13 protein-coding genes and 1 other RNA gene are annotated in these 14,757 nt (G+C 65.7%); 4 read left to right on the forward strand and 10 right to left on the reverse strand.

Annotated features, from left to right (window positions below):
- The 5 genes from XH85_RS38120 to rsmH form a co-directional block, all read right to left on the reverse strand.
- Positions 1 to 1,380: a UDP-N-acetylmuramoyl-tripeptide--D-alanyl-D-alanine ligase gene (locus tag XH85_RS38120; RefSeq protein WP_128936034.1), complete on the reverse strand. Its 1,380-nt coding sequence runs from the start codon at positions 1,378 to 1,380 to the stop codon at positions 1 to 3.
- Complete coding sequence (locus tag XH85_RS38125; RefSeq protein ID WP_128936035.1) at positions 1,377 to 2,834, reverse strand: UDP-N-acetylmuramoyl-L-alanyl-D-glutamate--2,6-diaminopimelate ligase; 1,458 nt, start codon at positions 2,832 to 2,834, stop codon at positions 1,377 to 1,379. The genes XH85_RS38120 and XH85_RS38125 overlap by 4 nt, the downstream gene beginning before the upstream one ends.
- A gap of 84 nt (positions 2,835 to 2,918) precedes the next feature.
- A complete protein-coding gene (locus XH85_RS38130) occupies positions 2,919 to 4,673 on the reverse strand; it encodes a peptidoglycan D,D-transpeptidase FtsI family protein (protein WP_128936036.1) in 1,755 nt (584 codons plus the stop codon).
- On the reverse strand, positions 4,670 to 5,062 hold the full coding sequence (gene ftsL, locus XH85_RS38135) for a cell division protein FtsL (RefSeq protein ID WP_091879235.1): 393 nt from the start codon (positions 5,060 to 5,062) through the stop codon (positions 4,670 to 4,672). The genes XH85_RS38130 and ftsL overlap by 4 nt, the downstream gene beginning before the upstream one ends.
- A 3-nt stretch (positions 5,063 to 5,065) precedes the next feature.
- Positions 5,066 to 6,055 (reverse strand): 16S rRNA (cytosine(1402)-N(4))-methyltransferase RsmH, encoded by a 990-nt coding sequence (gene rsmH, locus XH85_RS38140; protein ID WP_164940311.1) that lies wholly within the window; start codon positions 6,053 to 6,055, stop codon positions 5,066 to 5,068.
- A 525-nt stretch (positions 6,056 to 6,580) separates the two neighbouring features.
- Between rsmH and XH85_RS38145 the strand changes: the two genes are divergently transcribed.
- Positions 6,581 to 7,363, forward strand: coding sequence for an N-acetylmuramoyl-L-alanine amidase (locus XH85_RS38145; RefSeq protein ID WP_128936038.1), 783 nt, complete (start codon positions 6,581 to 6,583; stop codon positions 7,361 to 7,363).
- 155 nt (positions 7,364 to 7,518) lie between these two features.
- On the opposite strand, the gene XH85_RS38150 is transcribed toward XH85_RS38145, so the two are convergent.
- Complete coding sequence (locus tag XH85_RS38150; protein WP_128936039.1) at positions 7,519 to 8,751, reverse strand: RNA polymerase sigma factor; 1,233 nt, start codon at positions 8,749 to 8,751, stop codon at positions 7,519 to 7,521.
- Positions 8,752 to 8,827: 76 nt separating this feature from the next.
- Positions 8,828 to 9,181 carry a YciI family protein gene (locus tag XH85_RS38155; RefSeq protein WP_091879244.1) on the reverse strand — a complete coding sequence of 118 codons (354 nt, stop codon included), beginning with the start codon at positions 9,179 to 9,181 and terminating at the stop codon, positions 8,828 to 8,830.
- A gap of 150 nt (positions 9,182 to 9,331) precedes the next feature.
- Here XH85_RS38155 and rnpB point away from each other — a divergent pair.
- Positions 9,332 to 9,812: RNase P RNA component class A (rnpB, locus tag XH85_RS38160), an RNA gene on the forward strand.
- A 276-nt stretch (positions 9,813 to 10,088) separates the two neighbouring features.
- On the opposite strand, the gene XH85_RS38165 is transcribed toward rnpB, so the two are convergent.
- Positions 10,089 to 10,517, reverse strand: coding sequence for a DUF983 domain-containing protein (locus XH85_RS38165; RefSeq protein WP_128936040.1), 429 nt, complete (start codon positions 10,515 to 10,517; stop codon positions 10,089 to 10,091).
- A gap of 79 nt (positions 10,518 to 10,596) precedes the next feature.
- On the opposite strand from XH85_RS38165, the gene XH85_RS38170 reads away from it, so the two are divergent.
- Positions 10,597 to 11,967 (forward strand): aminotransferase-like domain-containing protein, encoded by a 1,371-nt coding sequence (locus tag XH85_RS38170; RefSeq protein WP_164940312.1) that lies wholly within the window; start codon positions 10,597 to 10,599, stop codon positions 11,965 to 11,967.
- Positions 11,968 to 11,972: 5 nt separating this feature from the next.
- Here XH85_RS38170 and XH85_RS38175 read toward each other — a convergent pair whose 3' ends face one another.
- On the reverse strand, positions 11,973 to 12,233 hold the full coding sequence (locus tag XH85_RS38175; protein ID WP_164934369.1) for a hypothetical protein: 261 nt from the start codon (positions 12,231 to 12,233) through the stop codon (positions 11,973 to 11,975).
- A 228-nt stretch (positions 12,234 to 12,461) separates the two neighbouring features.
- On the opposite strand from XH85_RS38175, the gene XH85_RS38180 reads away from it, so the two are divergent.
- Entirely contained in the window at positions 12,462 to 13,205 is a 744-nt protein-coding gene (locus XH85_RS38180) for a sulfite exporter TauE/SafE family protein (protein WP_128936043.1), read from the forward strand.
- 97 nt (positions 13,206 to 13,302) lie between these two features.
- Here the strand turns inward: XH85_RS38180 and XH85_RS38185 are convergent, their stop codons facing one another.
- On the reverse strand, positions 13,303 to 14,709 hold the full coding sequence (locus tag XH85_RS38185) for an MATE family efflux transporter (RefSeq protein WP_128936044.1): 1,407 nt from the start codon (positions 14,707 to 14,709) through the stop codon (positions 13,303 to 13,305).
- Between the last annotated feature and the right edge of the window lie 48 nt (positions 14,710 to 14,757).

Below are 14,757 nucleotides of genomic sequence, written 5' to 3' on the forward strand. Positions count from 1 at the left end.
TTACGCCTTTGCCTGCAAGGCGGCCACCAGGCCCGGCACAAACTTGTTGACCCAGAACATCTTCTTGCTGCCCTTGACAACCACGACGTCGCCTGCCTTCAGCAGGCGCGCAACCTCGCTCGGCTTCAGCGTGGCGGGATCGTCGTGCCAGCCGAGCCCCTTGCTTGACGGCAGCACATCGAAGAGGTGGCGCATCAGAGGCCCGACGCAATAGACGCCGTCGATACCTTCGAGATGCTTGGCAAGGCCGGTATGGTAGCTTGGTGCGTCAGCACCCAGCTCCAGCATGTCGCCGAGCACCGCAATGCGGCGCCCGCCAGACATGTTGCGCGCCTGAAGGCTTTGCAGCGCAGCAGCGACGCTGGCCGGATTGCCGTTGAAACTGTCGTCGATCACGGTGATGCCGCCGACCGCCTGCTCGACGCCGCGGCCGGTCATGATGCCGACCCGGTCGAGCTTGATCGCGAGCGTTGCCGCATCGAGGTTCGCCGCACGGATCGCGGCGAGCGCGGCCAGCGCATTCTGTACGCGGTGCGGCGCGCCCGGCGTGAGGCTGAAGGCGATCTCCTTCTTGCCGAGCTTGGCCACGACCTGCCAGCTCTCGCCATGCGGGGCGTGCGCGATCTCGTGCACCTCGGCATGCTCGCCGAAGCGCACCACCGTGCCTTTCCAATCCGGCGCCTTGATCCCGGCGGGCAGCACCAGCACGCCGTCCTCGGGCAGGCCGAGCGCGATCGATACTTTCTCGCGCCTGATAGCTTCGAGTGAGCCGAGCTTTTCCAGATGCACCGGCTGGACGTTGACGACGAGCGCGACGGTCGGCCGCGTCAACTCGCTGAGCCGCGCGATTTCGCCGGGCTGGTTCATGCCCATCTCGACGACCCAGAGGCTGGCGTCCGGCCTGGCGTTGCACAGCGTCAGCGGCACGCCCCAGAAATTGTTGAAGCTCGACGGGCTGGCATAGGCGTTGGGGTAAGCGGCCAGAAACTCCTTGGTGCTGGTCTTGCCGGCGCTGCCGGTGAGCCCGATCACCGGACCGCCAAAGCGCGCGCGCGCGGCGCGCGCGAGGCCCCACAGGCCGTCGATCAGTGTGTCCTTCACGACGATCTGGGGAATGCGGATGCCCGCGATCTCGTGCGGCACGATCATCGCGACCGCTCCGGAGGCCTCCGCCTTGTCCGCGAACTCCCAGCCGTCACGCGCGCTGGCGAAGGCGGAGACGAAGCCACCGCTTGGCGTGCCGCTCAGCGCGACGAACAGGCTGCCCGGTTTCACCAGGCGGCTGTCCTGGGTGACGAAATCGATCGGCGTATCCGGGAATGATCCGCCGACACCCAGCGCGCGCGCCACCTCGGCAACCGTCCATATCGGCGCGCTCATGCAACCCCCGATGCTAGTGCGGCGGCGACCGCCTCGTGATCACTGAAGGGCAAGATCTCGCCGCCGACGATCTGCCCGGTCTCGTGGCCCTTGCCAGCGATGAGCAGCGCATCGCCCTCCTGCAAGTCCTCGATCGCCGCGCGGATCGCAGCAGTGCGGTCGCCGATTTCGCGAGCGCCCTTCGCGGTGGCGAGGATCGCCGCGCGGATCGCTTCCGGCTTCTCGCTGCGCGGATTGTCGTCGGTGACGATGACGCCGTCGGCATTCTCGGCCGCGATCTCGCCCATGATCGGCCGCTTGCCGGCATCGCGATCGCCACCGGCGCCGAACACGACGACCAGCCTGCGCCTGGCGTAGGGACGGAGCGCCTGCAAAGCCTTCGCCAGCGCATCGGGTTTATGCGCGTAGTCGACGAAGATCGGCGCGCCGTTGCGCTCGCCGACGCGCTCGAGCCGGCCCTTGGCGCCTTCGAGATGTTCGAGGCTCGCGAACACGTTTGCCGCATCGCTGCCGGTGCCGATGGCAAGGCCGGCCGACACCAGCGCGTTCTCGATCTGAAACTCGCCGACCAGCGGGAGACGGACCGCGTAACGCTTGCCGCGATGCTCGAGCGCGAGCGCTTGCGAAAAGCCCTCGACCTCGGCATCGGCGAGACGAATGCCCTCGCCTGCGCCGTCGCCGTTGCGGCCGACCACCATCACGCGCAGACCGCGCGCCTTCGCCGCGTCGATGACGTCCACTGAACAATCATGATCGGCCGAGATCACCGCTGCTCCGTCAGGCGGGACCAGCTCGCGGAACAGACGGATCTTGGCCGCGAGATAGTGTGCGACGGTCGGATGATAGTCCATGTGGTCGCGCGAGAGATTGGTGAAGCCGCCGGCGCAGACGCGCACGCCGTCGAGGCGGTACTGGTCGAGCCCGTGCGAGGACGCCTCGAAGGCGAGATGCGTCACGCCGTCGCGCGCGATCTCGTCGATCTGCCGGTGCAGTGCGATCGGATCCGGCGTCGTCAACGAACCGTAGACCGTGCGCTTGGGCGAGACGAGGCCGATGGTGCCGATGCTGGCGGACGCATGCCCCAGCCGCTCCCAGATCTGGCGCGTGAAGGCTGCGACCGAGGTCTTGCCGCTGGTGCCGGTCACCGCGGCAATCGTCGCGGGCTGTGCAGGAAAGAATCTTGCCGCGGCCAGCGCCAGCGCACGGCGTGGATTGGCGACCGTGACGAACGGCACCTTGCTGCCGTCAGGCGCATGGTCGCCGACGACGGCCACCGCACCTGCGCCGACCGCAGCATCGATGAAGCGCGTGCCGTCGGTCTTGCTGCCCGCAAGTGCGAAGAAGAGATCGCCCGGCCCGACCTGCCGGCTGTCGAGCGCAAGACCGCTCACATCGAGCGCCGCGGCAGTGGGCTCGATTGCGGCATCATTGCCTAGCAGTTCGCGCAGCTTCATGGTGTTCCAGTCGACATGCCGTGCCGGAAAGCCGAATCTTCGGAAAAGTCCCGACTCAGCAGCGGCAACGGCCTACCCGGTTGATTACTGGGTTGTCCTGGATGCTGCAAGAATAAGGCGGTCGGACGGCGGCAGGTCGAACCGCGGCTCGACGCCCAGAAGCGGCGCGATTCGCTCGATCACCTTGCCGCCCGTCGGCACCGCGTTCCAGCCGGACGTGATGAAACCCTTGGTTTCAGGAATCGCCTGCGGCTCGTCCAGCATGATCAGGATGTGATATTTCGGATCGTCGCAGGGCATGACCGCGGTGAAGGAGTTGAGCACCCGCTTCTTGGCATAGCGGCCGTTGATGACCTTCTCGGACGTGCCGGTCTTGCCGCCGACGTAGTAGCCCTTGATGTCGGCGGTCTTGGCGGTACCGATCTCGGCATTGAGCCGCATCAGATACCGCATCTTGTCGCTGGTATCCTGCTTGATCACGCGCTTGGCCAGCGCCGCTGCTTCCGCTTCGCTGCGCTTCATGAAGGTCGGCGGAATCAAATAGCCGCCGTTCACCAGCGCGTTGATGCCCATCACCGCCTGGAGCGGCGCCACCGATAGGCCCTGGCCGAACGCTGCCGTGACCGTGTTTAGCTCGCTCCAGCGGCGCGGGATCAGCGGCGCCGCGCTCTCTGGCAGCTCGGTGCGCAGCCGCGTCAACTGGCCCATCTTGGCGAGGAACGCCTTGTGCGCCTCGACCCCCTGGCTGAGCGCGATCCGCGCCGCGCCGATGTTGGACGAGTAGGTGAACACTTCCTTGGTGTTGATGAAACGCCCGAGCGGGTGGCTGTCGTGGATGGTGAACTTGCCGTAGTGCAGATTTCCGCGCGCATCCCACGACGAATTCAGGTTGATCTTGCCGGAATCGAGCGCCATCGCCAGCGTGAACGCTTTGAAGGTCGAGCCCATCTCATAGACGCCCGTGGTCAGACGGTTGATGCGGTCGGGGTCGTGCGCTTCCTTCGGATTGTTGGGATCGAAGTCCGGCAGCGAGACCATCGCGACGATCTCGCCGGTCTTGACGTTGGAGACGATGCCGGAGGCGGCCTTGGCGTGGAACTTGTCCTTGGCCTTCAACAGCTCGTCGCGGAGCGCGTGCTCGACGCGCAGATCGACCGAGAGCTCGATCGGCTTTTGCAACCGATCGGTGGCAAAGCCGGCGCGGTGGAGATCGGCGAGCCCTTGATTATCGAGCCACTTCTCCAGGCCGGCGATGCCCTGGTTGTCGATATTGACGAGGCCGATGAGGTGGGCGACTTCGTTGCCGGTCGGATAGACGCGCTTGTTCTCGCGCAGGAAGCCGATGCCGGGAATGCCGAGCTTGTGGATGTCCTGCTGCTGCTTCGGCGTGACCTCGCGCTTGAGCCAGACAAAACCCTTGCGCGTCTTCAGGCGCTCGCGCACCTCGGCCTCGTCGAGGTCGGGCACGGTGGCGGTCAAAAGCTCGATCGCCTCGTCCTTGTCGATGATGCGGCGCGGCTCGCCGAACAGGCTCGCCGCCTTGACGTCGGTTGCCAGGATCGCACCGTTGCGGTCGACGATGTCAGGCCGCGCGGTCGCGACCACTTCCTGCGCCGCGGCGCGGCGGGCACCGTGGGCGTCGGCGCCGATCGCGAACATCACGAGGCGGCCGCCGATCAGGGCATAGACCGAGGCGAAGGCGAGCATTGCGAGGCCAACGCGCGCGCGCGCCTTTGCGGCACGATCGACATTGCGCCCATAGAGCAGGCTGCGGATCAGCCGCTGCCGCCAAGGCTCGGTCGGCTTTTCCATGGGTTTTGCCGGGATCGGAGCGCTCATTGATTGTCCTCCGGCTGAGGCACGGAGCCCGTCACGGTCTCGGGATCGCTCGCGGCTTCGATGGTGTTGAGCATCGCTCCGATCGGGTCGGGCTCGCCCGGCCTGAACATCCGCGGCGGGCGCTCCGGCAGGTTCTTCAGCGAGTCATATTGCGTGCCGTTGACCGGCTTCAGCGACAGATGCCGGTCGGACAGTCCTTGCAGGCGCAAGGGCGCATCGAGCTTGGCCCATTCGGCGCGCAGCGAGGCGATCGCATCGCGCTGCTCCCGGATTTCCGCATGCAGCCGCAGCACCTTCTCGGTGCGCGCGGTGGAGTCCATCTTGATCCGGTAGACATGGGCCGCCGCGAAGATCAGCGCGCCGATGACAAGGAGGTGGATGAAGCGCATGCGCTAGCCACCCCTCATGACGTCGGAGAGCCTTGGCCAGGACGATGGCTCGCCATCGTCATGCGCGGGCGCCGAGGTGCGCTCGGCGGCGCGCAGCTTTGCGGAGCGCGCACGCGGGTTATGCGCCACTTCGTCCTCACCGGCGACGACCGGCCGCCGCGTCAGCAGCTGGAAGCTCGGCGCGGCCTGCGCGACTTCCGGCAGATGCCGCGAGCCGCCGCCGCTCTTGGAACGTGAGGCGAGAAAATTCTTGACGATGCGGTCTTCCAGCGAATGGAACGAGACCACGACGAGGCGGCCGCCGGGCTTGAGCACGCGTTCGGCCGCAGCGAGCGCCGTCTGGAGTTCCTCGAGCTCTTCGTTGACGAAGATGCGCAGCGCCTGGAACGTCCGCGTCGCCGGGTGAATGTCGCCGGGCTTCGAGCGCACGACCCTGCCGACGAGATCGGCGAGTGCGCGCGTGGTCGTGAACGGCCTCTCCTGCCGATCTGCAACGATGGCACGGGCGATGCGCCGCGAATGCCGCTCCTCGCCGAAGAGATAGATGATGTCGGCGAGATCGCCTTCGGAGGCACGCGCGACGACGTCCGCCGCGGTCGGGCCCGCCTGCCCCATCCGCATGTCGAGCGGACCGTCGAGACGGAAGGAGAAGCCGCGGCCGGCCTGATCGAGCTGCATCGAGGACACGCCGACATCCATCACGATGCCATCGACGGTGTCGACGCCCTGCGCCGCGCAGACTTCCGCGAGGTTGGAGAAGCGGTCTTCGACCAGCGTGAGCCGACCGGCGGAGCGTTCGACGAGCTCGGCACCGCCAGCGATCGCAGTACGGTCGCGGTCAATCGCAATGAGCCGGGTTCCCGGCATGTCGAGAATGGCGCGGCTGTAGCCGCCGGCGCCGAAAGTGGCATCGACATAGATGCCACCTTCGCGCGGGGCGAGATGGTCGATGGCCTCGCGGCCGAGAACCGGAATGTGCGGAGCCGAGCTCATGCGCCACGCCTGCCGAACGCCCAGCCTGACGTCGATGCCAGATCGGGAACGAAACAGCCCATGACGCCTCGAATGATTTTGCGTCGCGGCGGTTCCACGACAAGGCCCTCGTCCTACATGATTACCGAGTCCGGTCGTCCTGGGCGGCAAACCCAGTGTTCCCAGCGAATTTTGTCGGGCAGCCATGGGATTTCGAGCCAAAATACGCTTTGGCCGCCTCCGGACGCGGGTCGGCACTTCATCTCTCAGTAACGGCCCTTAGCGTTAAGAAAGCGTTGATCGCCTCGCGACAAGTCGAAATGGTGACGCTGTGGTGATGCTTCATCCACACACATGCGCCAAAATGCATTCGTTAACCGCGCCGCGCGATTGCGCGCGGCCGAGGGTAAAGGAATAGTAAAGAGAAGGGCTTGGCCCACACTCTCCGTCCAACTCGAGCTGTCCATGCCGTCCGGTTCGTCCACGCCGTCTGGATCTGATTCGAAGCGTCAACGCGTTCTGCCGGTTCCCAAGGCCGCGGCGGGCATGCGGACGTTCGATCCGGATTCCTCGATCGTCTCCGATATCATCCCTTCGCCGAACCATGGCGAGCGCGCCAAGGGACGGCAGCCGGACATGATCGTGCTGCACTACACCGGCATGCCCGATGTCGAGGGCGCGCTGGCGCGGCTGTGCACGGCGGGGACTGACGTGTCGGCGCATTACGTCGTGCTGGAGGACGGCCGCATCGTGCAATGCGTGCCCGAGGCCAGGCGCGCCTGGCACGCCGGCGTCTCGTCCTGGGCCGGCGAGGACGACATCAACTCCTGCTCGATCGGCATCGAGATCATCAATCGCGGGCATGACTGGGGCTATCCGGAGTATCCGCTGCGCCAGATCGCCGCCGTGATCGCGCTGTGCCGCGGCATCATGCTTCGCCGCAAGGTGCCGCCGCACCGGGTGCTCGGCCATTCCGACGTCGCGCCCGCGCGCAAGAAGGATCCCGGCGAAAAATTTCCGTGGCATTCGCTTGCCAATTCCGGCGTCGGCCACTGGGTGACGCCCGCCCCGGTCGTGCGCGGCGAGACCTTGATGCTCGGCACCATCAGCGACGCCGTGCTGAGCATGCAGCAGGCGCTCGCCAGATACGGCTACGGCGTGCCGCTGACCGGCAAATACGATGCCGCGACCATGGAAGTCATCACCGCCTTCCAGCGCCACTTCCGCCCGGCGCGGCTGGATGGCGTCGCCGATCATTCGACGCTGTCGACATTGCAGGCGTTGCTGGCGAGCCTTCCGCAAGAGGGGACGCCTGTCGCGTCGAAGTGACGACGACGGCCACATACTTCGTCATTGCGAGGAGCTTTTGCGACGAAGCAATCCAGACTGTTCCGGCGGAGAGACGCTGGATTGCTTCGCGGAGCCTGTCATCGGGCCGCGCTTCGCGCGGACCCGTTGGCTCACAATGACGGAGCTCGTGGCGACTATCCCATCTCCCTCACCCGTCGCGCATACAGCCGCCGCAACGGCTCCAGCTGCGTCGCCTCCGTCGCCGCCCGATACGCCTCGCGCGCCTCGTCCTTGCGGCCGAGCCGCCGCAACAGATCCGCGCGCACCGCGGGCAACAGCTCGTAGCCATCAAGCCCGCCGCGCGCGGTGATCGCGTCGACAAGAGCGAGCGCACGTGAAGGTCCATCGACCATCGACACCGCCGCGGCATGATTCAGCTCGATCACCGGCGAGGGACTGATGCGCAGCAAAACCTCATAGAGCCCCGCAATCTGCCGCCAATCGGTCTCCTCAAAGCTGATCTCGCGCGCATGCAGCGCCGCGATCGCGGCTTGCACGGCATAGGGTTGCGGCCGGCCCGGCAGGCGCAGCGCGTCCTCCACCAGGAGCAGGCCCTCCTCGATCTGCGCGCGATCCCACAGCGAGCGATCCTGTTCCTCTAGCAGCACGATATCGCCGGCCGGTGTCTCGCGCCCGCCGCGGCGCGCATCGTGCAGCAGCATCAACGCCAGCAGGCCCTTGATGCCGGCACGATCGGGCATCAACCGGTCCAGCAGGCGGCCGAGCCGGATCGCCTCGACGGCGAAATCGGGCCGCATCAGGCCCGTCCCCGAGGTCGCCACGTAGCCTTCGGTGAAGACGAGATAGATCACGGCGAGCACGCCGTCGAGCCGCAGCGCCAGCGCGTCGCGCTCCGGCACTTCGTAAGGAATACCGGCGAGGCGGATCTTCTGCTTGGCGCGAACGAGGCGCTGCGCCATCGCCTCCTCGCTGACGAGAAAGGCGCGCGCGACCTGCGCGGTAGACAGCCCGCACACGGTGCGCAGCGTCAGCGCGACCTGGACTTCGGCTGCGAACGCGGGATGGCAGCAGGTGAAGATCAACCTGAGCATGTCGTCGTCGAGCATCGCCGGCGGCTCGTCAGGCGCTTGCGCGTTCAGCTCGAGCTCGTGCACCAGCGCTTGCTGCTTGCCGCGAAAGATGGCCCGGCGGCGAATGCGGTCGATCGCCTTGTTGCGCGCGACATTGACCAGCCAGGCGCGCGGATTGTCGGGGACCTCGCAGGCCGGCCAGCGTTCCAGCGCGACGGCGAAGGCGTCCTGAAGCGAATCCTCGGCGAGATCGAAATCACCGACGAGGCGGATCAGCGTGGCCAGCGCCCGCCCCGCCTCGTCACGGAAGATGGCTTCGATCTCGGAAGGGGTCATGTCACACGACCACTCTCCTCCCGTCATTCCCGGGCGCGGCAAGGCCACGAGCCCGGAATGACGAAGGTGAGAGTTGTCACTTCTCATACACCCAGATCGGCCGCACCTCGATCGACCCGATGCGCGCGCTGGGAATCCGCGCCGCAATCTCGATCGCGGCGTCGAGATCCTTGGCCTCGATCAGATAGTAGCCGCCGAGCTGCTCGCGCGTTTCCGCGAACGGGCCGTCGGTCGTCAGCGTCTTGCCGTCGCGCACGCGCACCGTGGTCGCGGTCGTGGTCGGCCGGAGCCGATCGCCGGCCTTGAAATTGCCGTTCCGGATGATGGATTGCGTGAAGGCCTCATATTCCGCCGACATCTTCTGAGTGGTTCCCGTGTCAATCTTCGCGTACTCGGCCTCGTTCTGGTAGATCATCAGCAGATACTGCATCGCTTCACTCCTGTTGTTCGGCTCTCTCGCCGGCATCCAGTCGAACGGGGCACGCTCCAAACGACATCTTCAGGATAAATTATTTCGGGCCAAGCGTGCGCGGCGATATCGGCTTGACGGAACCGTCACAAATGCTCCATGCGTAGACCGTCAGTCGGCCGGACGGCCGCTCCGGCAGGGGCCGAAAGGCCGCCGGGGAGGAAAGTCCGGGCTCCCTTGACATGCGGTGCCGGATAACGTCCGGCGGGGGTAACCCCAGGGAAAGTGCCACAGAAAACGAACCGCCCGCCTTCGCCCCTTCGGGGCTATGGCGTGACAAGCCCGCGAGGCTCGCCACGCCGAAGCAGCGCAAGCTGCATAGGCGGGTAAGGGTGAAAAGGTGCGGTAAGAGCGCACCGCGGATCCGGCAACGGAGCCGGCATGGTAAACCCCACCGGGAGCAAAACCGAATAGGGACGGCGCAGCGGGCTGTTCGCGCAAGCGATAACGCCGCGGGGCGATGTCAGGCCCGCCGTCCGGGTAGGTTGCCCGAGGCCATGTGCAAACATGACCCCAGAGGAATGGCCGTCACGTACCGTTCGCGCAAGCGGACGGTGCCCTACAGAACCCGGCTTACAGGCCGGCTGATATTCTAAAGCGTTTTCGAGCGAAGTGGGTTTCCGGTTCGCGTGAAGAAAACGCGTCTTGCTAAGCAAGCAACGAGGGGTTCGGCGTGAATGCGCCGGGCCCCTCACCATTTTAGGGGCAAGCGCAGCCATTTAAATGGTGTCATTCCGGGGCGCGAAGCGAGAGCCCGGAATCCATCGGACGGCACAGTTGGTGGAGGAATGGATTCCGGGTTCGTGCTGCGCACGCCCCGGAATGACGATGTAGCGGCCGGCCGCGCGATGTAGACTCTGTCGCCGCGTCAGGCCGCGCGCGTATTCGCCTTCACGAGGACGGGTGCAAGCTCGCCGGCCTCGCGCCGCAGCTTGCTCGCCTCGAAACCGTGCATGCCAAGCTGCCATTGCAGCCCGACGATGGCGCCCTTGGTCGGTTGCAGTAATGCGAGCGACGCGAACAGGGTCACCGGCAGCCACACCGCGAGTTGCAGCCACTCCGGCGGCGCGTAGGCCGTCTCGACCGCGAGGATGGCCGGCACCACGAGATGGCCGACGATGACCATCACGAGGTAAGCCGGAAAATCATCGGCGCGTTGGTGGAACAGCTCCTCGCCGCAGTGGTCGCAAGCGTGAGCCACTTTCAGGAAGCGGCCGAACAGGTGCCCTTCCCCGCAATTCGGACATTTGCCGCCGAAACCGCGCCACATCGCCTTTGCCAGAGAGACCGTCGCCATGACCACACCTCTTCCTTTTCAACGGTCCATACAATAATATATTGCATCCATACATTCAAAGGATGTGAGCCTATATTGCATGGATTGGACCCCTACAATCTCGGAGCTCTCGGGCCCGCGCTACCAGCGCATCGTCGAAGCCATGGAGGCCGACATTGCCGCAGGGAGGCTGGTGCGCGGCCAGCAATTGCCGACGCAGCGGGCACTCGCAAAAGCACTCGGCATCGATCTCACCACGGTGACGCGCGCCTACACCGAAGCCCGGCGCCGCGGCATCATGGAAGCCCGGGTCGGACAGGGCTCGTTCGTGTCGGAGACCAGCGCGCGCCGTGCGGTCGACATGCCGCATCCCGTCGCGATTGATCTCTCGATGAATGTGCCGCCGCATCCGCTGGAGGCGCAGCTCGACGAGCGCATCATCGCCGGAATGGAGTCCATCCGCGCGCAATCGGGCCTGACGGCGCATCTCAACTATCAACCGCCCGGCGGCAGCGCGCATGAGCGCGAGATCGCAGCGCGCTGGATGCGCGCACGCGTTCCGCATGCACATGCCGACAGGCTCGTGATCTTTCCGGGCGCGCAAACGATCCTGTTCAACGTGCTCGCCCATCTCGCGCGGCCCCGCGAAATCGTGCTGACGGAAGCGCTCACCTTTCCCGGCATCAAGGCCGCCGCCGCACGGCTCGGCGTCAAGCTCGTCGGTGTCGCCATGGATGACGGCGGCATCCTGCCCGACGCGCTGGCGAAGGCCTGCCGCGCGCACAGCCCGAAGGCCGTCTATCTCATTCCGACGCTGCACAATCCGACCACGGCGACATTGTCCGCCGAGCGGCGGAATGCGATCGCAAAGATCATCAGCGATGCCGGTACGACGCTGATCGAGGACGACGCCTACGGGCTGCTCGATCGCTCGGCATCGCCGATCGCGAACCTCATTCCGGAGCGGACTTATCTCGCGACCACGCTGTCAAAATGCATCGCGCCGGCGCTGCGCGTCGCCTATCTGTTGGCGCCCGACAACGACGCGCAGCAGACGATGCGCAGCCATCTGCAGGCCACCGTGCAGATGCCGGCGCCGCTGATGGTCGCGCTGGTGACGCATTGGATCGAGACCGGCATTGCCGACCGCATCATCACCGCCATCCGCAACGAGGCAGTCGGCCGCCAACAGCTCGCGCAGCGGGCGCTGAAGGGGTTTCAGTTCCTGGCCAAGCCGGCCGCTCATCATCTCTGGCTACGGCTGCCGGAGGCCCGGTCCGATGTCGTGGGGCATCTCTTGCGGAATGGACTCGCGGTGGTCGACGGCGAAACCTTCACCGTGGACGGAACACCGCCTCATGCGGCGCGCCTCTCGCTGGGCGCAGCGCGCAACCGGGCGGAATTGACCGAGGCGCTGCACATCCTGGTCAGCGCGCTGCAAAAGCGCACCGACACCAGGCAGATCGTCTAGACTCTTTATTGATGATGACGACGGTGGCGTGGGCGAACCACCGGCGCAACGGCTGCAGGATAAGCCGCATAGGCCTCGCTCGGGGCCACCGCCTCGCCGCGGGCTGCGCGCCCCGCGGGCGTGAGCTGGCCGCCATTGAGCACATCGCGGTCGGGATGCGCGGCCTGATAGGCTGCAGGCTCGGAAAACTGCGCCTGCGCCAATGTCGGCGTCAGGGCGGCGGCCGATAACAGCGCGGCCGCAACGGCAATGTTCATGCGGGTCATGATCATGCTCCATCACTCATCAGGGACGGTGCGGCGTGACGCCCGGCAGGCCCCAAGATTAAAGTACGAGCGTCATGTAGGCACGTCTTCCGCGAACGCCCGCCGCTGGGGATCACGCTTGCGTGCGGTTTTGAAATTGACCTTCGCGGCCGCATCTGTGCTATGCGCCAGATGACGATCAAAAGCGGGATCGCGTTCGGCATCGCCGCTAACGACAGGAAATGATTGGTGGAAACGTCCACTTACGCGCTGCTGCTGTTCGGCGCGCTGGCCGGCGGCTTCGTCTCGGGACTGGCCGGCTTCGGCACGGCACTGATGGCGCTCGGCATCTGGCTCTATGTGCTGCCGCCATCGCTCGCGGTGCCGCTGGTGCTGATCTGCTCGGTGATCGCGCAGACCTCGACGCTGCCGTCGATGTGGAAGAGTTTCGATCTCTCGCTGGTCTGGCCGTTCCTGATCGGCGGACTGATCGGCGTGCCACTGGGAACGATGATGGTCGCCTCGGCCGATCCAAAAGTGTTCAAGCTGAGCGTCGGCGTGCTGCTCCTGATCTTCTCGAGCGCGCTGTACCTGAATAAGAGGCCGCTCGCGATCAAGTTCGGCGGCCGGATCGCCGACGGCGCGATCGGCTTTGCCGGCGGCATTCTTGGCGGCCTCGCCGGACTGTCGGGGCCACTGCCGATCCTGTGGGCCAACATCCGCGGCTGGAACAAGCACGAGCGGCGCGGCATCTTCCAGCTCTTCAATTTCACGGTGCTCGCGACCGCGCTCGCGTTGCAGACCGCGTCGGGCCTTGTCGAACTCAAAGTGGTCTGGCTCGCGCTGGTCGCGTTTCCGGGCACACTGATCGGCGCATGGGCAGGCGCGCGGGTCTATCACGCCCTGAGCGACAAGCATTTTGGCGATGTCGTGCTCGGCCTCCTATTTCTGTCGGGCCTCGGCCTCGTCTGGAATAGTGTTGGCACGCACTAAAGCATGATCCGGAAAAGTGCGTAGCGGTTTTCCGAAAGGATCATGCTCAAACAACAACCTAAAGCGCGATGACGATTCATCCTAATCTCATCGCGCTTTAGGCGGGCACGCGTGCGGGAGGCGCGACTGGCTCGGCCCCCGCCTGCTCTATGGGTTGCTCCGGACGGGGCGATACCAGTCGCTTCATGAATTCGCGGCGCAACAACCACAAGCTCAGCGCAGCCTGGAGCGTCGTCGCAGCGATCGACAAGTACCACACGTGCTCCATGCGGAAGCCCGGTCGCGTCGACAGCCAGATCGCCGGCAGCGAATAAGTGAACACGCGCGTCGCCGAGCTCAACAGCACCGGCTTGGTGTTACCGAGGCCCTGGAACATGCTCGAGCAGGTGAAGATCAGGCCCTGCGCCACCATGTTGAGCGAGATGATCCGCAGGAACAGGAAGGCGATCTCCATCGTCTCCCTGTCGTTCGAGAATCCGGCGAGCAGCAGTTCCGGCTTCAGCTGCGCAAGAATCATGAAGCCGATCATCACGACGGTGGTGATCAGCGCCGCCTTGACGAAGGTTTCGCGCACGCGCGCGCCGTTTGCAGCGCCGACGTTCTGGCCGGCGATCGGCCCGGCCGCCAGCGCGACCGCGAGCGCCGGCATCTGGATCAGGCCGAGCACGCGCTGTCCGATGCCGAATCCCGCCTGCGCCGCCGCGCCGAAATCGCGCAGCACGTAGTAGACCACCGCCATGAGGATGAACATCATCGCGAATTCGCCGCCGGCGGGCAGCCCGACATTGAGGATGCGCTTCAAATGGCGCGGCTGCGGGCGCCACTGCGTCGCGTCGAACGCGACGTAGCGCTCGACCTTGCGGAAGTACGCCAGCAGCATCAGGACGCCGATCACCACCGCGATCGAGCTTGCCAGCCCCGCGCCGGCAACGCCGAGTGCGTAGCCCGTGCCCCAGCCCGCGATCAGCACCGGCGCCAACGCAATGTTGATGACGACCGCGAGCGCCTGCATCAGCATGGCGGGACGCACGATGCCGGTCGCGCGCAGCGCAGACGCCATCACCTGTGTGGCGAATTGCAACGCGAGCGCCGGCATGAACCACAACAGATAGATGGTCCCCGCCTCGATCGTCGCCTGGTCCGCGGCAATCGAACGCATGTAGAGGCGCGACAATGCTGCTCCCATGGCCAGAGTCAGCAAGCCGAACAGCACCGACAGCGCGATCGCCTGGTTGAAGATCAAATTGGCGTCCTGCCGATCCTTGCGTCCCACCGCATGTGCGATCAGCGCAACGGTGCCAACGCCGAGCACCTGCATCAGCGCGTTGACGAGAAATCCGGCGTTGCCGGCCGCGGCGACGCCCGCGACCGCCGCATCGCCCAGTCCCGAGACGAAGTAGAGATCGACCAGCTGGCAGACCATGATCGTGACCATGCCGACCATGATCGGCGGCGCCATGTGCAGGATGTGGCTCACGATGGAGCCGTTTGTCAGGTCTTTCATGTCAGTCCATCCTTGGCGCCGTAACATCGGGACGTTCGCCCCTGCCGC

It is taken from the genome of Bradyrhizobium zhanjiangense (genome assembly GCF_004114935.1).
GTDB classification, from domain to species: Bacteria; Pseudomonadota; Alphaproteobacteria; order Rhizobiales; family Xanthobacteraceae; genus Bradyrhizobium; species Bradyrhizobium zhanjiangense.